This window comes from Idiomarina sp. PL1-037 (genome assembly GCF_034422975.1).
Classification (GTDB): domain Bacteria; phylum Pseudomonadota; class Gammaproteobacteria; order Enterobacterales; family Alteromonadaceae; genus Idiomarina.
In genome coordinates this window covers 1,975,499-1,994,489 of sequence record NZ_CP139873.1, presented here as the reverse complement: position 1 = coordinate 1,994,489, position 18,991 = coordinate 1,975,499, and the positions used below count along the sequence as shown (strand labels likewise).

Annotated in this window: 20 protein-coding genes; 9 read left to right on the top strand and 11 right to left on the bottom strand. The window is 47.0% G+C overall.

Going from position 1 to position 18,991, the window contains the following annotated elements; genetic code table 11:
* Window positions 1-170 precede the first annotated feature (170 nt).
* The 3 genes from U0358_RS09325 (at window position 171) to U0358_RS09315 (ending at window position 2,425) form a co-directional block, all read left to right on the top strand.
* Window positions 171-515 (top strand): hypothetical protein, encoded by a 345-nt coding sequence (locus tag U0358_RS09325; protein WP_322406095.1) that lies wholly within the window; start codon window positions 171-173, stop codon window positions 513-515.
* 127 nt (window positions 516-642) lie between these two features.
* Window positions 643-1,239 carry a DUF5610 domain-containing protein gene (locus tag U0358_RS09320; RefSeq protein ID WP_317498691.1) on the top strand — a complete coding sequence of 199 codons (597 nt, stop codon included), beginning with the start codon at window positions 643-645 and terminating at the stop codon, window positions 1,237-1,239.
* Between the two features lie 418 nt (window positions 1,240-1,657).
* Window positions 1,658-2,425, top strand: coding sequence for a M90 family metallopeptidase (locus U0358_RS09315; RefSeq protein WP_317498690.1), 768 nt, complete (start codon window positions 1,658-1,660; stop codon window positions 2,423-2,425).
* Window positions 2,426-2,458: 33 nt separating this feature from the next.
* Here the strand turns inward: U0358_RS09315 and U0358_RS09310 are convergent, their stop codons facing one another.
* Window positions 2,459-4,819, bottom strand: a complete 2,361-nt coding sequence (locus U0358_RS09310) for a DUF748 domain-containing protein (protein WP_322406094.1) — start codon at window positions 4,817-4,819, stop codon at window positions 2,459-2,461.
* 265 nt (window positions 4,820-5,084) lie between these two features.
* Here U0358_RS09310 and lepB point away from each other — a divergent pair, with 265 nt between their 5' ends.
* Complete coding sequence (lepB, locus tag U0358_RS09305; RefSeq protein ID WP_322406093.1) at window positions 5,085-5,579, top strand: signal peptidase I; 495 nt, start codon at window positions 5,085-5,087, stop codon at window positions 5,577-5,579.
* Window positions 5,580-5,714: 135 nt separating this feature from the next.
* Here the strand turns inward: lepB and U0358_RS09300 are convergent, their stop codons facing one another.
* Both U0358_RS09300 and U0358_RS09295 read right to left on the bottom strand, forming a co-directional pair.
* Window positions 5,715-7,412: an AMP-binding protein gene (locus tag U0358_RS09300; protein WP_322406092.1), complete on the bottom strand. Its 1,698-nt coding sequence runs from the start codon at window positions 7,410-7,412 to the stop codon at window positions 5,715-5,717.
* Window positions 7,413-7,756: 344 nt separating this feature from the next.
* Entirely contained in the window at window positions 7,757-8,338 is a 582-nt protein-coding gene (locus U0358_RS09295) for a superoxide dismutase (protein ID WP_322406091.1), read from the bottom strand.
* Between the two features lie 201 nt (window positions 8,339-8,539).
* Between U0358_RS09295 and U0358_RS09290 the strand changes: the two genes are divergently transcribed.
* Entirely contained in the window at window positions 8,540-8,878 is a 339-nt protein-coding gene (locus tag U0358_RS09290) for a Grx4 family monothiol glutaredoxin (protein ID WP_011235037.1), read from the top strand.
* Window positions 8,879-9,037: 159 nt separating this feature from the next.
* Window positions 9,038-9,643: a peroxiredoxin gene (locus U0358_RS09285; RefSeq protein WP_322406090.1), complete on the top strand. Its 606-nt coding sequence runs from the start codon at window positions 9,038-9,040 to the stop codon at window positions 9,641-9,643.
* A 69-nt stretch (window positions 9,644-9,712) separates the two neighbouring features.
* On the opposite strand, the gene rnt is transcribed toward U0358_RS09285, so the two are convergent.
* Entirely contained in the window at window positions 9,713-10,360 is a 648-nt protein-coding gene (gene rnt, locus U0358_RS09280) for a ribonuclease T (RefSeq protein WP_317498822.1), read from the bottom strand.
* Window positions 10,361-10,488: 128 nt separating this feature from the next.
* Here rnt and U0358_RS09275 point away from each other — a divergent pair, with 128 nt between their 5' ends.
* Window positions 10,489-11,385 carry an OmpA family protein gene (locus U0358_RS09275; RefSeq protein WP_317498823.1) on the top strand — a complete coding sequence of 299 codons (897 nt, stop codon included), beginning with the start codon at window positions 10,489-10,491 and terminating at the stop codon, window positions 11,383-11,385.
* Between the two features lie 5 nt (window positions 11,386-11,390).
* Here U0358_RS09275 and nth read toward each other — a convergent pair whose 3' ends face one another.
* Genes nth through rsxA form a run of 7 tightly spaced genes read right to left on the bottom strand, consistent with a single transcriptional unit; the run spans window position 11,391 to window position 17,250 of the window.
* Entirely contained in the window at window positions 11,391-12,026 is a 636-nt protein-coding gene (gene nth, locus U0358_RS09270; protein ID WP_322406089.1) for an endonuclease III, read from the bottom strand.
* A 25-nt stretch (window positions 12,027-12,051) separates the two neighbouring features.
* Window positions 12,052-12,732 carry an electron transport complex subunit E gene (locus U0358_RS09265; protein WP_317498825.1) on the bottom strand — a complete coding sequence of 227 codons (681 nt, stop codon included), beginning with the start codon at window positions 12,730-12,732 and terminating at the stop codon, window positions 12,052-12,054.
* A complete protein-coding gene (gene rsxG / locus U0358_RS09260; RefSeq protein ID WP_322406088.1) occupies window positions 12,729-13,370 on the bottom strand; it encodes an electron transport complex subunit RsxG in 642 nt (213 codons plus the stop codon). The genes U0358_RS09265 and rsxG overlap by 4 nt, the downstream gene beginning before the upstream one ends.
* 1 nt (window position 13,371) lies before the next feature.
* On the bottom strand, window positions 13,372-14,424 hold the full coding sequence (gene rsxD / locus U0358_RS09255) for an electron transport complex subunit RsxD (protein WP_322406087.1): 1,053 nt from the start codon (window positions 14,422-14,424) through the stop codon (window positions 13,372-13,374).
* Window positions 14,421-16,091 carry an electron transport complex subunit RsxC gene (rsxC, locus tag U0358_RS09250; RefSeq protein WP_322406086.1) on the bottom strand — a complete coding sequence of 557 codons (1,671 nt, stop codon included), beginning with the start codon at window positions 16,089-16,091 and terminating at the stop codon, window positions 14,421-14,423. Before rsxC ends, rsxD begins: the two co-directional genes overlap by 4 nt.
* Entirely contained in the window at window positions 16,088-16,669 is a 582-nt protein-coding gene (gene rsxB, locus U0358_RS09245) for an electron transport complex subunit RsxB (RefSeq protein ID WP_034821885.1), read from the bottom strand. Before rsxB ends, rsxC begins: the two co-directional genes overlap by 4 nt.
* Window positions 16,669-17,250, bottom strand: a complete 582-nt coding sequence (gene rsxA, locus U0358_RS09240) for an electron transport complex subunit RsxA (protein ID WP_322406085.1) — start codon at window positions 17,248-17,250, stop codon at window positions 16,669-16,671. The genes rsxB and rsxA overlap by 1 nt, the downstream gene beginning before the upstream one ends.
* A 194-nt stretch (window positions 17,251-17,444) precedes the next feature.
* Here rsxA and U0358_RS09235 point away from each other — a divergent pair, with 194 nt between their 5' ends.
* Together U0358_RS09235 and U0358_RS09230 are read left to right on the top strand one after the other, a co-directional pair.
* Window positions 17,445-17,954 carry a phosphatase PAP2 family protein gene (locus U0358_RS09235; protein WP_317498829.1) on the top strand — a complete coding sequence of 170 codons (510 nt, stop codon included), beginning with the start codon at window positions 17,445-17,447 and terminating at the stop codon, window positions 17,952-17,954.
* Window positions 17,951-18,982 (top strand): MJ1255/VC2487 family glycosyltransferase, encoded by a 1,032-nt coding sequence (locus U0358_RS09230; protein WP_322406084.1) that lies wholly within the window; start codon window positions 17,951-17,953, stop codon window positions 18,980-18,982. Before U0358_RS09235 ends, U0358_RS09230 begins: the two co-directional genes overlap by 4 nt.
* Window positions 18,983-18,991: the final 9 nt, after the last annotated feature.

Below are 18,991 nucleotides of genomic sequence, written 5' to 3'. Positions count from 1 at the left end.
ATGACTCTTTTTGAGTTGTCAGGCTTTTTTATTGCTTTTAATTTTTAACCCATTTAGTGTCAATTGCATACGCAATATTCCTACGAAATAGTAATGGAAATCGAAGTAACAAGACCAAAGCAATTTGCAGATATGGCTGGTGAAGGCAACAAAAAGAAAAGGAGTATCGAATGGAGTATTTTTACTTACTAAGCTTATTAGGGCCGCTTTCATTAGTTGTTGTTCTCTTTATGCTTCGCTCATCGCGTTTAAATAATCCAAAACATGTTTTTCAAGAAACGGGAGACTCTGTACGGATTCTTCATACTCCTTTGGCCAGGATCGTGCCTTCGCTTGGGAAACTCATTAACAAACACAATGTAGCTCGTATTCAGAAAGCTGACAGAATTGTGACTGTTTTTAATCAAGGCTCAAATGCAATTGATATCACTCTGTCGAAAAAACATACCGATATGGTGTTTAACCGGGCTGGCTCGTTATTTCCAATTGCTGAGAAAGTGGTTATCAATAGCTAGTATTGGGCATACTCGGGCTGTTCAATGCTGTTGTTGAAAAAGATTAAACTTTAACCAGTATCTGCCGTTAACAAGTTACGGGCTATACTAAAACCAAGCTATAGCCGGACTTTTCAGGAGCAATATTATGTCAATTACTACAGGTAATAGCACCTCTGTAACGGGCTCTGGTAAGCAGAACAGCACTGCAAAAACTGATGATAACGGCAACAGTATGAAAGAGATGGCAGCGCAGTCTAAACAGGCAAACAATGCTGGCATTTTACGCGCTCATGAGCGGGTATCACTGAACAGTAATAATGACTCGCTCAGCTTACTGTACAAAACGGCGCTGGAAGGCATTAACGCCGAGCTGGAACCGGTAATGGGCAAAAACGCCACGCAGAAAATTTACGATTCCGGTGTTGATACTTCTCCCGAGGCCACGGCAGATCGCATTGTTTCTTTTGCGACCAATTTTTATGGCCGCTACAAAGAAATGAACCCGGGCGAATCGGAAGAAGACACTCTGAATAATTTCATGGAAGCTATTACTGGCGGTATTGAAAAAGGCTTTGATGACGCCAAAAATATTCTTACAGGCTTACAAGCGTATGAAGGCGAAGTCGAAAGTGGTGTCGACAAAACCTACGATTTAGTCATGAAAGGCCTGGACAATTTCCGCGAGAAAATACTGGAACAGGCGGCTAAGTCAGAAGAGTCTGATAACAGCGCTGAGGACTAACCTCGGCACTGTTATTGTGTTTTTCCCTGCTACTATTTATGCTGCTTTAAACGGTGTCGGCTTATTAAGTTGTTAAGCATAGAAGGTAGAGCATGCCTCCAGAGCATCACAAAGAAGTTGCACTATTTCTCAGGAAAAGGAGTGCAGATTAGGCCAGAACAAGCGCGCTCTGAGTTATTCTATACAGATAAAACATCATGTGAGGGCAACTTCGCAAAACCTAAGCAACTAGTGTTTTTTATGTTTCATAATTTGAGAGGTTTCTATCTGAAATGAAAAAAATTATAAAATCACTTTTACCGTTTTTTGTAATAGCTGGAATTATTGTTATTTTGTTTAATCTTCTGTCTGCGTAGAGCGCATTGAAATATGAGAATTAAATTTCTCATATTACCGCCCCCCATAACCTGGAAATGCCATGTTTAAGCGATTACGCAATTGGTTTGAGAACAGACGCATTAGAAAAATGGGGTTCACAGAAAGTGAGTGGGAGTCAGCGGTAGCAGACTGGCCGGTAATGGCGCGTTATCAAGGGGCGGAGCGCGATGCTCTGCGAGATATGAGCTTCCGTTTTCTGGTTCGTAAAAACTTTGCATCAGGCGGGGATTTTCAGTTCACCGATGCGATGTGTTTAAAAATAGCGACCATGGCCTGCGTACCTGTTCTGCACCTTGGGTTAGATTGGTACGATCATTTATATAGCATTATTCTTTACGAAGGGGACTTTGTTCCTAATCGTCCGTATCGTAGCGACGACGGCGTTGTTCACCCTCAAAGCCCTGGGTTAAGCGGTGAAGCATGGCTGCGTGGTCCGTTAATTCTCTCCTGGCAGTCGGTATGTCAAACAGGGCCTCATGCTCGTCATGGAAAAGCCAGTAATGTTGTTATTCATGAGTTTGCCCACAAACTCGATATGTTGCGCGATGGTGCCAACGGCGCGCCGCCTATGCATCCGGATATGAAGCCCGGCGAATGGCACGATATTTTTTCGGCGGCCTGGGAGAGGTTGCAGAGCGATTCTATCCATCATAGGCCGTTACCGCTTGATGGCTATTCGTTAACCAGCCCGGCTGAATTTTTCGCGGTATGTAGCGAAACCTTTTTTGAAGACCCTCAGAACATGAAAGAGCACATGCCCGAGGTTTACCGGTTGTTATGTCAGTTCTATCGACAGCGTCCTTGCTGACGAATATTGCTGTGCTCCAACAGCGCGGACGGCTTAATCCGTTGTAACAGCAAGTTCCATGGCAATCCGTTCGCCTTCTACTGAATCGACTTCCTGAGGCTCTCTAATACGCACCCGGTCAGCAGATATACCGCTCTTAGGATTGTTGACCAAAGCGTCGCGTACAGCCTCTGCACGTGCATTTGCGATAGCTTTGAACTCCTCATTTGTAATCGACTGCGCTGCTATAACCTTTTCAGCTAGGTGGTTGCGATAGGCCAGCGCGTCGAATGTCGCTTCATCGGATGACTCACTTTGTTTTTCAGTGAAACGATCTTTTACGGTTTCGAGTTCTGTGTCCGGGTAATGAGAGGAGAATATTGCCTCCATAGCAGCCTGATTCGACTCGCTTGTCAGGCTTGGCTCCTCTACCTCGCGTCCTTCTTCCGCCAGACGTTGTTGTAATACTTTCATCGCTTTATCTTCTTTCAGAGCAGGAGCATCGAAAGCCCGGTTGAATGGACCTGCTAGCTCCAGAGCCAGAGCCGGGCGCTCGTTGAGGGCTTCGCGGAGCTTAGCAATACGTTCACGTTGGGGAGGGAGCAAATGGGTACGACCTTCCGGAAACTCGACTTTACCCATTTCTTCTGAGTCCGCGCCTACAAGATTAGCTAAAAAGCTGAAAGGTGCGGTAACGACAGACTTAATAGCGTCTCCCACGGCCTGTTGGATAACTTTGCCAAAGTCGAACTGCGGGTTGCCAACATCTCCACTCACCGGCAGATTTAGGTCAATGACACCGTCGCTGTCCTGCAGCAATGCAATGGCGAGGTCCAGCGGTAGATCCATCGCGTCGCTGGATTCCATTTTTTCACCCAGTTTCAGGTCATGTAGCACCAGGTTATTTTGGCCATCGAGCTTCGTCTTATTAACGGTGTAGTCGAGATCAATATCCATCGTGCCGGCTGCTATTTTTCGGCCGGCAAAGTTCACGGTGTAAGGAGAGTACTCCGGGATCTGAAGATTACGGAATCTGACATTAATACTCGTCTGGCGCGTTGGATGCCAGGCGTGAACGGTGCCGTTTACCTGTGCCAGGCCATATTCTGCGACCTCGCCTTCCAGCTCCACCCGTGCCGGCTCAGACGAATTTGAACTCAAAGTAGACACTTCTCCGCTTAGCGTATGAATACTTGTAGAGAAGGGCAGCGGCAGAGAGTTATCGGCAAACTGAATGTCTCCGTCAGACAGTTCAACACCTTCTATAGTGATACCGAACGGTTTGGTTTCCTTGCTTTTACTCGTATTGTCTTTTGTGTCTGCCTGCGCATCAACGACAAGCTGTCCGAAGTTAGTGGTTTTGTCCTGGTTAATGACCACCCGGCCGGATAAACCTTTAACGACAATAGGCGCTGTTTCAATCTCTTTGTTTGCTATGTTCAAATCAAACTGTTCGGTTTTAAGGCTATCCCATCCAAGGAGAGTTTCGTCGTTAGAGGCTTCTTTGATATTCAGTGTGTTAATGTTCGCAGTGCCTTTAAAAGCAAAAGGTTGTTGTGCATTGGTACTCATTTTCCCATTCAGGGTTAGTGTTCCGTTTTCGAGCTGCATGTTCATAAACTGCTGCAAGTAAGGGGCAGCTTGCTTAAACTCCAGCTTATTAATCTCGGCATTTCCCTCCAGAGCTGGGCTCGGCAATAATTGAAAGGTTCCGTCGAAGGCGAGTTTACCGCCCTTTGTAAGCTGACCTTTCAGGCGCAGCGGGAAGCTCGCGTCATTTTGCAGGGTGAAATCCTTTACGGAAAGGCCTATGTTCTGCAGAGCCAGTGACACCTGTTTGGGCTCGGTATCATCATTAGTCGTCACGTTTTTTAAGTTGTCAGAAAAACGCAGAACGCCGTTTTCCAACTTAAAGTCTCTGATGCGTAAGGCAGGCATTTCCGCAGATTCTTCTTTCCCAGGTTCTTTTTTCTCCGATTCTGGATCAGAGCTCTCGGCGGCGAGACGGGATAGGCGCGTTTCACCTGAGGCAAAGCGTTCTTCCTGAATCATTAGCTTGTTTATTTGAATTGCTTCGATAGCCCAGGTTTGGTCAATAATGCTCGACCATTCCAGGTTGACGAACAGATTGCCCCAGCCAAATAACTGCCGATCATCTTTGTCATTTAGCGTAACGCCGTTCATTCTAAGCGTTAGTGTATACGGGTTAGTGTGCACCGACTCTATGCGCAACTCACGGCCAAAATCTTGTTTAGCGGTATTCACCGCAACGTACTGGATTATCCAGGGCAAGGCAAAAAAGCCCACTAAGGTGTAGAGAATAACCAGTACCAACAGCCAGAACCGAATGCGACGCGGAGAGGCCCATTTTTCTCGCAGATAATCACCGAATTGACTGAATGAGCTGCCGTACATAATATAGCCTCCGCTAAAGCGAACAATACTGCACAGTGTAGACGTATCAGTGCTCAACGTCACTTTCGTGTAACCCGAGGACTGTCGAGGCACCATTTCCACAGATGCCAGTTAAGTAAGCCATAGAATAAAAGCGCAGCGCCAGACCATTTGGGGACAAGAGTTGCAGTGGTTGATACGAACTTATATTTACTGGGTACCTTCGACGGTTATATGGCTGATAAGGTATGGAAAATTTACAAAGCCTAAATAAAGGATATTAATAGTGAAAAAATGGATTTTTTTGATAACTGCGATATTGTTCAGTGTGTCTGCTTTTAGCCGTGAATTCGTTCAAAATGGTTCCTCAATGGAGCCGACAATAAAAGCCGGGAAGACAGTTAAAATAGGGATTCTCTCGTCTTTTGGCTATGAACCCAGCCGCTGGGATGTGGTGGCTGTAAAAAATCCTCAGCAATTTAACCTTTTGGTTTTTAGAGTCATAGGTCTGCCCAATGAAACGATTCGGCTCGAAGAAGATGGTGTCTATATAAATGATGAGAAAGTAAAGCTACCAGAAAAGCTGATTGAGTCTGGAGTGCATTACTTGCCGGCTAGCGCCGTTATAAAGCGAAAAAAGTATTCTAATAACGTCTATACAACAGACGAAGAAGAATACTTTCTTCTTGGTGATAACACAGTTAATGCAAATGATAGCCGTTTTGAACTTGGTATTATTCATCGCAGTTTGATACTCAATAAAGTTGAGGGTGATCTTTAATAAAAACCGCTGGGCTATACGGGAGCATAAGCTGAGAGCTTTTTCGGGGGTAAGCGACTCCACTATGGTAGTTGTGGAGTCACCTTGTGCTGATAACCTGATGCAGTTAACTTCCTTGCTCCGGTATCTATATCTTTAGTCCAGCTCTTCTGTCATTTGCTTACGCATTTTGAATTTTTGCAATTTTCCGGTAACGGTCATGGGATACTCATCGACAATGCGAATGTATTTAGGCACTTTAAAATAGGCTAACTGTTCTTTTAAGTAAGCACGAATTTCTTCTTCTGTTATTTTGTGACCCTCTTTTGTTCTCAACCATAAGCAGACTTGTTCGCCAAACTTTTTGTCTGGAACTCCAAAAACCGCAGCGTCGCTAACGTCATCGTGTAAATACAGAACCTCTTCAATTTCTCTTGGATAAATATTCTCGCCACCGCGAATAATAAGGTCCTTTATACGCCCGACAATAGTGACATAACCCGACTCATCCATTTCACCGAGATCACCCGAGTGCAGCCAGCCCTCAGAGTCTATGGTGTTTCTGGTTTTTTCTTCGTCCCCCCAGTATCCTTGCATAACACAATATCCCCGGGCACAAATTTCTCCGGCTTCACCAACGGCGGCAATATCACCGTTATGGTTAATAATTTTTACTTCTGTGTGTGGCATTGCGCGACCGACAGTCTTTACTTGTTTCTCTAAGGGCGAGTCAGTATCGGTAATATGGTTTATGGGGCTACATTCGGTTTGGCCGTATCCAATTACCACCTGCTGCATATGAAAGTCACTATGAACTTTACGCATCAGCTCTTCGGGGCAGGTGCTGCCTGCCATAACACCTGTGCGAAGACTACTGAGGTCATAGCGATAAAAGTCAGGATGCTCAAGTTGAGCAATAAACATAGTGGGGACACCGTGCAGAGCGGTACACTTTTCCTGCTCTACTGTTTCAAGCGTGGTGGTTGGTTCAAATGATGGTCCGGGAAATATGGCGCAAGCCCCAGATGCGAGGCACGCCAAATTACCCAGAACCATGCCAAAGCAGTGATAAAGAGGTACCGGGATGCAAAGACGATCTTGTTCAGTTAAGTGCATGGAACGAGCCACTAGCCGACCATTATTCAGAATATTTCGGTGGCTTAGGGTTGCGCCCTTAGGATTGCCTGTAGTGCCTGAAGTAAATTGAATATTAATTGGATCGTAAGCACTTAACGAGGCTTCGATTTCGCGCATTTGTGCATAATGCTGTTCGTTGCCAAGTGCCTGTAATTGCGTAAAGGGCAAGATTCCGGGGTGACTTTTCTCTCCAATGCTAATGACTTTCTTTAACGAGGGTAATCGGTTTAGGGTTGTGTCAGAAGCATGATTTTTAAGTTCAGGAGCCAGTTCATTAAGCATTTCAATGTAATTCGAACTTTTAAACTGCTGTGCAACAACGAGGTATTTAACTTCGACGCTGTTGATAGCGAACTCTAACTCATGAGGGCGGTAAGCGGGGTTAACGCACACCATAATTGCACCTATTTTAGCTGTCGCCATTTGCACTAAAGACCACTCAATATTGTTTGGAGACCAAATGCCGACTCGCTCTCCTGGTTTTACTCCTATTGCCAGTAAGCCGGTAGCGACACGTTCAATTTCACGTAAGTATTGGCGGTAAGTCCAGCGAATACCTTGGTGTTTTACGACAATCGCCTCACGATCGGGGTATGCGTCGACAATATGAGTTAAATGAGTGCCTATCGTCAATTCGCTGAGCGGAATTTCCGTAGTTCCCTGATAGTTACTGATACTTAAAGAGGGGGTCATATTTTCTTGATGTTGTTTATTCATTGTTCACAGCCTTATTTTCAGAGCGTCACAATCAACTTTGTAGTATGTAATTAATCATATAGTGTCGACAGTTTCTATAGTTCTAATCACCATAATTGGTAAATTGAGACCAAAGTCGTAATTTTGTCGACAAAGTTAAGTGTTGGTTAATGGAAACCGAAAGAGGTTGTAGATTTAGAAAGTTGAGGAGATATGAGCAATATGTTGACGTTAAGGCGGTATTAGAGGGACGAGAGATTAATCTGTGTGGCTTTGTTGGTATTTGTTAGTTTTTATTTTTTGGTTGGTTTTATTAAAAAGGCGCCAAAAAAGAGGCGCCTTTAATCGTCATTCACAAGTTTGCTTTACGCAAAGTTCTTGTTCACGAAGTCCCAGTTTACCAGCTTCCAGAAAGCTTCTAAGTAGTTAGGACGAGAGTTACGGTAGTCGATGTAGTAGGCGTGTTCCCAAACATCAACGGTCAGCAGAGCTTCTACGCCGTCGTGAGCGACAGGAGTATCTGCGTCGTCAGTGTTCAGTAAATCGACAGAACCGTCAGATTTTTTCACAAGCCATGTCCAGCCAGAACCGAAGTTGCCGGCAGCGCTTGCGTTGAACTCTTCTTTGAATTTGTCGAAAGAACCGAATTTAGCGTTAATTGCATCAGCAATCGCGCCTGTTGGTTCGCCACCGCCGTTCGGGCTTAGGCAGTTCCAGTAGAAAGTGTGGTTCCATACCTGTGCAGCGTTGTTGAACAGGCCGCCTTTTTCAGACTTAATAATGTCTTCCAGAGACTTGCTCTCAAGATCGGTACCTTTAACGGCGTCGTTCAGTTTGCTCACGTAAGTTGCGTGATGCTTGCCATAATGGTATTCCAGAGTTTCTTCTGAAATATGTGGTGCCAGAGCGTTTTTCTCGTATGGAAGAGCCGGTAGTTCAAATGCCATAATTTTTTCTCTCCGTTCTTTATGAGTGCAAATGTGCGACCTGCACGTTAACTTGTGCAAGTTCTTTCTTGTTATACCTTACGATATATAGGGCTGACTGGATTGCTTTTCAAGGAAATCTTCCAATTTAGGACAAAACTTTATAGGCTGTGTTAAAATACCTGAGTGTTTTAATCAACCATTATATTAAGCAGAGGTGTTATGGAAACGGTTGACAGAATTAAGCAGCAAATCGAAGAAAACCCAATCCTGTTGTACATGAAAGGCTCTCCGAAGTTGCCTAGCTGTGGTTTCTCTTCACAGGCATCACAAGCCTTGATGGGCTGTGGGCAGGCGTTTGCTTACGTCGATATCCTGCAAAATCCGGATATCCGTGCAGAGCTGCCAAAATACGCAAACTGGCCAACTTTCCCGCAGCTTTGGGTTGAGGGTGAACTGGTCGGCGGTTGTGATATTATTATGGAAATGTTCCAGAACGGCGAGTTGCAAGAACTGGTTTCTGAAGTTGCAGAGCGTCATCCGGAGCCTTCAGCTGAATAAAGAGCCTTCAGCGGAATAAGTAGCCTTCAGCTGAATAGAATTTAAGCAAATAGTAGACAGTCTGTAGTGAATGTCGTGAGTGACCTTGTTTTTTCATTGAGGTACCCCCATCACTACAGGTGAAGATTTAACACACTCAACATTAAATGGAGAGAATCGATGTCTGTATTAGTAGGTCGTAAGGCACCTGATTTTACTGCAGCAGCAGTATTAGGTTCAGGTGAAATTGTTGAAAATTTCAAACTGTCAGATGCCATCAAAGGCAAAAAAGCAGTTATTTTCTTCTACCCGTTGGACTTCACTTTTGTATGTCCTTCAGAGCTAATTGCATTTGATAAACGATTAGACGAATTCAAAAAGCGTGGCGTAGAAGTCATCGGTGTATCGATTGACTCTCAGTTTACTCACAGCGCATGGCGTAATACGTCAACCGACGCTGGTGGTATTGGTCAGGTGAAATACCCGTTGGTTGCTGACGTTCGTCACAGCATTTGTAAAGCGTACGACGTTGAACACCCACAAGCTGGTGTTGCGTTCCGTGGTTCATTCTTAATTGATGAAGAAGGCATGGTTCGTCACCAGGTCGTTAACGACTTGCCATTAGGCCGTAACATCGACGAGATGCTACGTATGGTTGACGCACTGAACTTCCACGAGAAGCACGGTGAAGTTTGCCCAGCAGGCTGGGAAGAAGGTAAAGAAGGCATGAAAGAAAACGCAGAAGGCGTAGCTTCTTACTTATCTAAAAACGCTGACAAACTGTAAGCGTTTACTGAACTGAGAAAGCCGCTCGTTTGAGCGGCTTTTTTTTATGTCTGAATTTCTTGTGTACAGTTAACTTTTATCCTGACGTGATTCCGGCGGCCAGCCACCCAATTCCTTCCAGCGGTTAATCATCCAGCAATAGAGCTCTGCGGTGCGTTCGGTGTCATATAAGGCTGAGTGTGCTTGTTTGCTGTCAAATTCAATACCGGCTGCCTGGCAGGCTTTAATCAGTACAGTTTGTCCTAAAGTCATTGCTGCAAGCGACGTGGTATCAAAACTGACAAAAGGGTGAAATGGGTTACGTTTTAAATTGGCACGCTCAGCGGCGGCCATGACAAAGCCGTGATCAAAGTTTGAGTTATGCCCTACTAAAACACTACGCTGACAACCTGCGGCCTTCTGTGCTTTTCGTATAGGCTTGAAAAGCTCACGCAGAGCTTCACCTTCCTCTACGGCGCCGCGCAAGGGGCAGTGCGGATCAATGCCGTTAAAGTCGATAGCTGCCTGTTCAATGTTGGCGCCTTCGAAGGGCTTTACGTGGTAATGAACCGAATCGACCGGCTTTAGTATTCCGTCGTCATCGAAATCCAGCAAGACTGCAGCTATTTCCAGTAACGCATCGGTTTTTGCGTTAAATCCCGCTGTTTCGACATCGACGACTACCGGCATGTAGCCGCGAAAACGTTGTTTCATAAGCGAGTTAGAGCTGTCTGACATAGAATTTCCGTAGTGAATAAAACATAACGCTATTATGCCAAAGATAACGGCGTTCTGCTTGCAGAAATACTAAAGCAACCGCAATGCGTGCCGATAACAGACGTATTAGAAATAAATCAGGGGCGCTTATGAAAAACTGGCCGATGTTGACTGCTGTTTCAGCCTCGCTGCTGCTATTAAGCGGGCAGGCACAAGCAAACTCAGTCAGGCACTACAGTGCAAACCTGGATAACTCCGCCTGGCAGATCAGTGAAAAGAATCGCCTAGCCTGCGAAATGGAACATGAAATTCCTCGCTACGGTAAGGTGAGGTTTCAAAGTGAAGCGAGCAAAGATCTGAATTTGCGCATGAAAATGGAGATGCGGAAATTACCGGACAGCTATGGTGTTTCTGCTATTGAGTCGGTGCCGCCGCGCTGGCAGCCGGGTGAGTCCAGTTACCGCATTGGCAGTATGCAGCTGTACAAGCAATTTGACGGTGAGTTACGAAAGCAGCTTGCATGGACCTTGTTAAGCGAGCTGGATAAAGGGCGGTATCCTACGTTTTTTTATGATGATTGGTACAACAACCGTGATCAGGTGGCAGTGTCTTTGTCGTCGGTGAACTTTCGTCGCACTTATGATGACTTCATGAGCTGTGTAAATGCGTTATTGCCGTTTAGTTTTGACGATATTGCATACACGGTGCTGAACCATGAAGCCGACAGCGAAAAACTGACGATGGCTTCGCAACGAAAGCTTAAACAGATTAGCGACTATCTCCAGGTGGATAATGAACTGGAACTGGTTTTGGTAGATGCGTATACCGATTCGCTTGGTGCGCGCGGGCCTAACCAGGAATTAACCGAACAACGCGCGAAAGAAATTCAGCAGTTTTTTGTTGAGCGGGGCATAGACGCGGAGCGGATTAAAACGGTCGCTCACGGGGAAGATCGGCCGGTTAAATCCAATGAGAATGAGATTAATCGCCAGATTAACCGCCGCGTCATTGTACAGCTGACAAAACCGTCGTCGATTGAGCTCTAATAAGTTCAATCGCTGGTTTTTTCTTTAAACTCGCACAAATCTTCAATGACACAGGAACCACACCGTGGCTTGCGGGCTATGCAGGTGTAACGGCCATGCAGAATTAACCAGTGGTGCACATCGACTTTAAACTCGGCCGGCACCACCTTTATCAGCTTTTCTTCTACTTCTTTGACGTTTTTCCCCGGTGCCAGTTTAGTGCGGTTAGACACGCGGAATATGTGCGTGTCTACGGCAATAGTCGGCCAGCCGAAGGCGGTATTTAACACCACGTTTGCAGTTTTACGACCAACACCGGGCAGGGCTTCCAGTGCCGCTCTGTCTTCCGGGACTTCGCCGTCATATTCTTCAACCAGAATTTTGCAGGTTTTGTATGCGTTCTCGGCTTTGGAATTAAACAGGCCGATGGTTTTTATGTATTCTTTTATGCCATCTACACCTAGAGCCAGCATTGTTTTTGCGGTGGGTGCTACAGGAAAGAGTTTACGAGTGGCTTTATTAACCCCAACGTCGGTAGCCTGTGCGGATAACAATACCGCAATCAATAACTGAAAAGGTGAGTCATATTCCAGTTCCGTGGTTGGGTTTGGGTTGTTGTCCCGTAGCCGGCTTAAAATTTCGTAACGCTTGGTTTTATTCATAATAAGTCATTTGTTGTTATGTTTCTCAGGCAGTAACCCGTGCGCGGGTAACCGTTTTCTTCTCGGCGCGGGCGCTACGTACTGAATCTATTTTATTTTTCAACGCAATAATAAAGCCCATACCAATAAAGGCTCCGGGGGGCAGTATCGCCAGCAATAATGGGTAATTCACCGTGAATAGCTCAATTCGCAATTGTGCGGCCCAGTCACCTAACAAAAGTTCTGCGCCATTAAACAGCGTGCCGTTACCGATAATTTCGCGCATTGCGCCCAATACCACGAGCACTAAGGCAAAGCCTGCGCCCATTGCCAGTCCGTCGAAGGCGGCGCGTTGCCATGGGTTTTTCGAGGCGTAAGCTTCTGCACGGCCAATAATGGCGCAGTTGGTGACAATGAGCGGAATGAAGATACCCAGCGACTGGTACAGCTGAAATACGTAGGCGTTCATCAGTAATTGAATAATGGTGACAAAAGTGGCGATAACCATAACAAATACCGGAATACGAATTTCTGATGGTACAAATTCGCGTACCAGAGACACGGTAATGTTAGAGCCAACCAGAACGAACAAGGTGGCCAGCCCAAGACCCAGCGCATTGGTAACCGAAGCGGTAACCGCTAATAAAGGGCATAAGCCTAATAGCTGCACTAACGCCGGGTTGTTGTCCCATAAGCCTTGCTTGGTTAAGTGTTTGTATTCATTCATTCCTGAACCTCCTGACAGTGAGGTAAGTCGGCATTAAATAAAACGTCAGCCTGTTGTTGAAGTTCTAAAGTCGCACGTTTTACTGCCGAAACCACGGCGCGAGGCGTAATGGTGGCGCCGGTAAACTGATCAAACATGCCGCCGTCGCGTTGCACCGCCCAGCGGTCATCGTCTGCGCCGCGAACTTGCTTCTCAGCAAAGCTTTTTATCCAGTCGCTTTTTTCAACTTCAATTTTGTCGCCTAAACCGGGGGTTTCCTGATGGCGCAGAGTTCTTACGCCCAGGACTTCACCGCTGGGTTTAATGGCCACTAATAAACGAATAGCACCGGAGTAGCCGTCGGGTGCAATGATTTCCGCTGCCAGCGCGGTTGGCTCTTCATTAACCCAGGCGCGGTATAAGGGTTGCGGCTTGCTGCTGCCTAATGCAGGGTTCTCCAGTAAACGACAGGACTGATACAAGTCGTTGTCGTGCATGGTTGGTGGTATCAACTGATTCAACGTGCGCAATACCTGCCGTTGCTGCTGCATGGCAATTTTGTCTTCGGTCAGCACCTGCACACCAATAACCAGAGACGTGGCAACAACTGCGAATGCCGCCAACAATAAACCGTTTTTTTGCATACTGTTCAGCGTCATATCAGTCTCCGTGTCCGTAAACAACAGGCCGCGTGTAACGGTCTATAAGCGGTACGCACATATTGGCAAGTAACACGGCAAAGGCGACCGCATCGGGATAGCCGCCCCAACTGCGAATAACAAAAATTATGAAGCCAATAAGCAAGCCAAATATAACCCGTCCACGATTCGAGGTGGCGGCAGATACTGGGTCGGTGGCAATAAAGAAGGCACCTAACATTGTTGCTCCGCTTAAGGCGTGAACGATAGGCCCGGGCATCAGGTCGGGTGCGAAAATATGCGCGATAAACGCGGGTATGCAAAGACCACCAAGAAAGCCGAGTGGAATGTGCCAGCTGATAATGCGTTGCTGAATTAAGAGCAAACCACCGACGAAAAAGCCCAGGTTTATCCACTGCCAGCCGGCACCGGCAAAGTAACTGAATTCTGGGCGCTGATAAATTTCAGTCAGTGTATAACCCTGAGTCAGTCCGGTTTTTATACTGTCGAGAGGGGTTGCCATGGTGACGCCATCGATACCCGAGCGCAGCTGTTCAACGCTATAGCCTGCAGGCGTGTATTCAAACAATATAGTGTGCAACGTTTGCCATAAATTAAGCGAATGCTCACTAATGGCTGAAACGGGTAACCAGTTGGTCATTTGTACCGGAAACGACACCAACAGAAGCACGTATCCGGCCATAGCCGGGTTAAATAAGTTTTGTCCCATGCCGCCATAAACATGTTTGACCACGACAATGGCGAATAACGTCCCTATAACGATGATCCACCAGGGCGCTAATGAAGGAATGCTAATTGCCAGTAAAACCGCAGTGACTATGGCCGTATTGTCGCGCAAGGCTGAAAATGCCGGACGCTCCCGGGCTACGGTGCAGGCCATCTCAGCGGTAATTGCAGTCACTACGGCCAGAAGAATTTGAAACCAGATACCGGAACCAAAAAAGTAACTGTGCAGCAGTACGCCGGGAACCAGTGCATAACAAACCCAGCGCATCATCTCGCTGGTGCTGCGCTGGTTATGCCCATGGGGGGACGATGCAATTCTGAAACTCATGACTCATTTCCTTTGGCTGAGTTGCTTTCTTCCGGGCTTTCTTTAGCAGCCTGAGCGGCCTTTTTAGCTTTAGCGCGGGCAATAGCGGCTGCAACTGCCGCTGATTTACCGGTCGGTTTCTCAGTGCCTTCTTCCGCTTTATTTCCCGGTTCGTCACTGTTTTTCTGCTGCGCTTCTTGTTGCATTTCCTGCTGCATTTTTTTGCGCTCTTCGGCGGCTTTTCTGTGACGCTCTAAGCGTTCTTCTTTTTCACGCTCCAGCCGTTCCTGCCTTGCTTCGAAACGTTTACGAGCTTGTTCCGCTTTGGCTTTTTCACGGGCAATATTACGCACTTCGGCTTTGGCCTTACGGTAGTAGTGCACCAGTGGAATTTCGCTGGGGCAGACATAAGCGCAGGCACCGCATTCAATGCAGTCGAACAAGTTGTGTTTTTCCAGCGACTCGTAGTCTTTGGCTTTGGCCAACCATTGCAACTGCTGCGGCTGCAATGTTGCCGGGCAGGCGTCGGCACAGGCGCCGCATCGAATACAGGCCAGTTCAGGTCTGGGAGAGGGCAGTTCCTTCTCCGTAGGTGCCAGAACACAGTTAGTGGTTTTTATGACTGGCACTTCTGTAATGGGCAGGGTGAAGCCCATCATTGGCCCGCCCATAATAATGCGTTGCTTTTTCTCCGGGGTAAAATCTGACTCATCCAGCAAATGCTGAATTGGTGTTCCTAATAAGGCCCACACGTTTCCCCGCTGTTTAAGAGACTCACCGGTCAGCGTAACCACGCGCTCTAACAATGGCTCACCATGAATAATGGCGCGCTTGACGGCATAAGCTGTGCCGACGTTTTGCATCAATAAACCGATATCCATTGGCAACTTGCCACTGGGTACCTGATGCCCTGTGAGCAGCTCAATCAGTTGTTTTTCCCCACCCGAAGGGTATTTGGTGGGCACTATCTTAAGCTGTATTTGCGGGTTGTCGCCAATGGCTTCTGCGATGGCCTTTATGGCCTCAGGCTTATTATCTTCAATAGCAAGCAGAACCGAGTCGCAACGGGTGATGTACTGTAAAATGCTAATGCCGGCAATAATGTCATCAGCGTGCTCCTGCATTAAGCGATCGTCTGCGGCAATGTAGGGTTCGCACTCAACACCGTTTATAATAAGGTGTTTCAGAGGCTTTTGTTGTGCCAGCTTTTGAGCGGTAGGGAAACCTGCACCACCTAAACCTGCAATACCTGCTTCTTGAACCAGTTCCAGCAAGCGTGAAATTTCAACGTCACGATAATCGGGCAGTGCGTGCTTATTGCCCCAGCGGTCTTCGCCGTCCGGGTGAATGACAATAGCCTGTTCCGGCAAGCCCGATGCATGTGCGGTAGGGCGCTCTTCAATGGCGGCAATGGTGCCGGACGTTGGAGCGTGCAGAGGAAGCCCCTGGCTTAATCCGGCTTCAGTTAAACGCTGACCTTTATCAACGCGCTCGCCGACCTTAACCAAAACCTTACCGGAAGGCCCAATGTGCTGGCGCACCGGCAAAATCAGCTCTTGCGGTAACTTAAGTTTGCGAATGGGCTGGCTGCTGGCCGGCTGCTTACGCTCAGGAGGATGAACGCCGCCCGGGAAGTGGCCTATCACATTGGCGCTAAAGTCATGTTTGTTTGCCTGCAGGTCGCTCATTCCACCACCTTAACCGGAATACTGTTGGCTTTTATGTTTTCTTTCACTGTGTCCAAATCCCATTGCCAGGTTTCGGGTTTTGCTTTTACTTTCACCATGTCGATACAGTCGACCGGGCAAGGTTCAACACAAAGATCGCAGCCGGTACATTCATGTTCGATAACCGTGTGCATTTGTTTCGCTGCACCTAAAATGGCATCGACCGGGCAGGCTTGAATACACTTGGTACAACCAATGCATTCGTCTTCGCGGATAACCGCGACTTTTTTAACGTCTTCCTCACCATGAGCATCATCCAGCGGTTTAGCTTCTACGCCCATTAAATCGGCTAACTGCTTTATGGTCGCTTCGCCGCCCGGTGGGCATTTGTTAATGTCGTCGCCGTCGGCAATGGCTTGTGCATAAGGTCGGCAACCGGGATAACCGCACTGACCACATTGCGTTTGTGGCAGAATTTCATCAATTTGGTCGACAATAGGATCGCTTTCGACGCGGAACTTAACCGCGGCAAAGCCAAGAATCACTCCGAATATCAGCGCTAATATGCCCAGCGCGATAACTGCTCCGAATAAACTCATTAAGCGCTCACCAATCCGCTAAAGCCCATAAAGGCAAGAGACATAAGCCCTGCGGTTACCATCGCAATAGCTGAACCTTTAAACGCTACCGGCACGTCGGCGGCCGCTAAGCGCTCACGCAGAGCTGAGAATAAAATGAGTACCAGCGAGAAACCAATAGCTGCTCCTAAACCATAAACAATGGACTGCACAAAGTTGTGTTGTTCGTTGACGTTAAGCAAAGCCACACCCAATACAGCGCAGTTGGTGGTAATAAGTGGCAGGAAAATTCCCAATAATCGATACAGCGTCGGACTGGTTTTGTGTACCACCATTTCTGTAAATTGTACGACCACAGCAATAACCAGGATAAAACTGAGCGTTTGCAGCGACATTAGGTCGAGCGGCTCAAGAAGGTATTGATTAACCAGGTAGCTACAGACTGAGGCCAGGGTCAGCACAAAGGTAGTTGCTGCTGACATGCCTATTGCTGTGTCCAGCTTGCCGGAAACGCCCATAAAGGGGCATAAGCCCAGGAACTTCACCAGTACAAAGTTATTAACCAGCACGGTGCCTATCAGTAGCAGTAAGTAATCGGTCATTTACCTTTCCGGATACTGTGGTTATTTAAGACCGCATATTATCGGTGTTTTGGCCGCCATAAACAACAGACAGAAGGTGTGGGTTTTGGAGAAAATTTGTGCATTGTCATACTTTCTTCACGAAACTGCTTATTTAGTGTCATAAAGGCTTGGCAAGGTAACTACAACTGAAGCCAAAATGGGTTTTTAACCACATGGTACTCATCAGTTATTTGCAACGCTTTGATCGCTATTGTTATTGTTTGTTTTCTGGCTTGCGGGCTAAGGATTTGCCCGGACAAATTGCACTGCTGACGTCGCGCAGTGGTGACGGTTACGGTTATTTGGTTATTGCGCTAATGGCCTGGCTTATGGACGAATCCGGCGACGACTATTTTGCCCACCTGTTACTTGCCTTTGCACTTGAGCTACCGATTTACTGGATAATGAAAAACAGTTTTCGGCGCCAGCGCCCCAGTGAGTTAAATTTATCCTTTGCCGCTTTGGTGGTCGCCAGTGATAAATTCAGTTTTCCTTCCGGCCATACCGCAGCGGCGGTGCTGTTTTCTACAGTAACTTATCAGTATTACCCAAATCTCGGCTTAGTCTGCTTTGGCTGGGCTGCTGCCATTGGTGCCTCCCGAGTTGTGGTTGGCGTCCATTACCCCAGCGATATCGTTGCTGGCGCTTCGCTGGCTATTATCGTATCGGAGTTCGTTATATGAAAATTCTTTATGGTATACAGGGAACCGGGAACGGCCATCTGAGCCGCTGTCACACCATGGCTAAGTCTCTTGCAAAATATAATATTGATATTGATTACCTGATATCGGGGCGTGATGTTGCGAATCTATTCGATATGGAGGTTTTCGGCGATTATCAGTGGCAGCAGGGTTTGTCTTTTGTCACTGAAAAAGGGCGGTTACGAAGACGTAAGACGTTGCTGAACAATGACTGGAGTCAGTTTTGGAACGATGTAAAAAAGTTACCGGTAAAAAATTACGACTTAGTGATCACCGATTATGAGCCCGTAACCGCCTGGGCGGCTAAGAAAGCCGGAGTGCGCTGTATTGGCTTGGGTCGTCAGTATGCGTTTCAGGAGCCTGAATTGTTCCGGCGCTTGTCCTGGTGGCAGAAAAAGCTGATATCGTCATTTGCGCCCTGTTCAGAGCCTGTCGGTATGCACTGGCTTTCAACCGGAAATGCGATACCCCCCGTGGTCAGGCATGAAGAAAATAACTGTGGTGGCTTAATGCAACGTGTGGTTGTGTATTTACCCTTTGAAGATCCTCGGCATGTGATTGAGCAATTGCAGCCTTTAGATAATTACGAGTTTTCTTTTTTTCACCCTTTGGCTAAGCGCGAGTCTTTAGGTCATATTGAGTGTTATCCACCTTCGAGAGCGGAGTTTGCCGCTCACTTCAATAAGGCGTCGGCTATTTTGTCTAATGCCGGGTTTGAAACCAGTTGTGAGGCTCTGAGCCAGGGCAAAGCGCTTGCAGTAAAACCTTTAACCGGTCAGTTTGAGCAAAAATGGAATGCGCAGATATTGCAGGAGCAGGGGTTGGCGCATGTCCTTAAGCGAATCGACAGTGTATCAATTGATAGCTGGTTAACCCAACGTAATCCGCAACGGCTATATTGGCCTAATGTTGCAGATGAACTAGCGCAGTGGATATCTAAGGGCGCTCAGCAGCCTGTTGCAGAACTGAGTGAAGGGTTGTGGTCCAGAAACGAAAAAACCGCCGTATAGGCGGTTCTC

Excerpts from the sequence above, each read along its gene's own strand:
- U0358_RS09325 (WP_322406095.1), top strand. The coding sequence starts at position 171 with ATGGAGTATTTTTACTTACTAAGCTTATTAGGGCCGCTTTCATTAGTT.
- U0358_RS09320 (WP_317498691.1), top strand. The coding sequence starts at position 643 with ATGTCAATTACTACAGGTAATAGCACCTCTGTAACGGGCTCTGGTAAG.
- U0358_RS09315 (WP_317498690.1), top strand. The coding sequence starts at position 1,658 with ATGTTTAAGCGATTACGCAATTGGTTTGAGAACAGACGCATTAGAAAA.
- U0358_RS09310 (WP_322406094.1), bottom strand. The coding sequence starts at position 4,819 with ATGTACGGCAGCTCATTCAGTCAATTCGGTGATTATCTGCGAGAAAAA.
- U0358_RS09300 (WP_322406092.1), bottom strand. The coding sequence starts at position 7,412 with ATGAATAAACAACATCAAGAAAATATGACCCCCTCTTTAAGTATCAGT.
- U0358_RS09295 (WP_322406091.1), bottom strand. The coding sequence starts at position 8,338 with ATGGCATTTGAACTACCGGCTCTTCCATACGAGAAAAACGCTCTGGCA.
- U0358_RS09290 (WP_011235037.1), top strand. The coding sequence starts at position 8,540 with ATGGAAACGGTTGACAGAATTAAGCAGCAAATCGAAGAAAACCCAATC.
- U0358_RS09285 (WP_322406090.1), top strand. The coding sequence starts at position 9,038 with ATGTCTGTATTAGTAGGTCGTAAGGCACCTGATTTTACTGCAGCAGCA.
- rnt (WP_317498822.1), bottom strand. The coding sequence starts at position 10,360 with ATGTCAGACAGCTCTAACTCGCTTATGAAACAACGTTTTCGCGGCTAC.
- U0358_RS09275 (WP_317498823.1), top strand. The coding sequence starts at position 10,489 with ATGAAAAACTGGCCGATGTTGACTGCTGTTTCAGCCTCGCTGCTGCTA.
- nth (WP_322406089.1), bottom strand. The coding sequence starts at position 12,026 with ATGAATAAAACCAAGCGTTACGAAATTTTAAGCCGGCTACGGGACAAC.
- U0358_RS09265 (WP_317498825.1), bottom strand. The coding sequence starts at position 12,732 with ATGAATGAATACAAACACTTAACCAAGCAAGGCTTATGGGACAACAAC.
- rsxG (WP_322406088.1), bottom strand. The coding sequence starts at position 13,370 with ATGACGCTGAACAGTATGCAAAAAAACGGTTTATTGTTGGCGGCATTC.
- rsxD (WP_322406087.1), bottom strand. The coding sequence starts at position 14,424 with ATGAGTTTCAGAATTGCATCGTCCCCCCATGGGCATAACCAGCGCAGC.
- rsxC (WP_322406086.1), bottom strand. The coding sequence starts at position 16,091 with ATGAGCGACCTGCAGGCAAACAAACATGACTTTAGCGCCAATGTGATA.
- rsxB (WP_034821885.1), bottom strand. The coding sequence starts at position 16,669 with ATGAGTTTATTCGGAGCAGTTATCGCGCTGGGCATATTAGCGCTGATA.
- rsxA (WP_322406085.1), bottom strand. The coding sequence starts at position 17,250 with ATGACCGATTACTTACTGCTACTGATAGGCACCGTGCTGGTTAATAAC.
- U0358_RS09235 (WP_317498829.1), top strand. The coding sequence starts at position 17,445 with ATGGTACTCATCAGTTATTTGCAACGCTTTGATCGCTATTGTTATTGT.
- U0358_RS09230 (WP_322406084.1), top strand. The coding sequence starts at position 17,951 with ATGAAAATTCTTTATGGTATACAGGGAACCGGGAACGGCCATCTGAGC.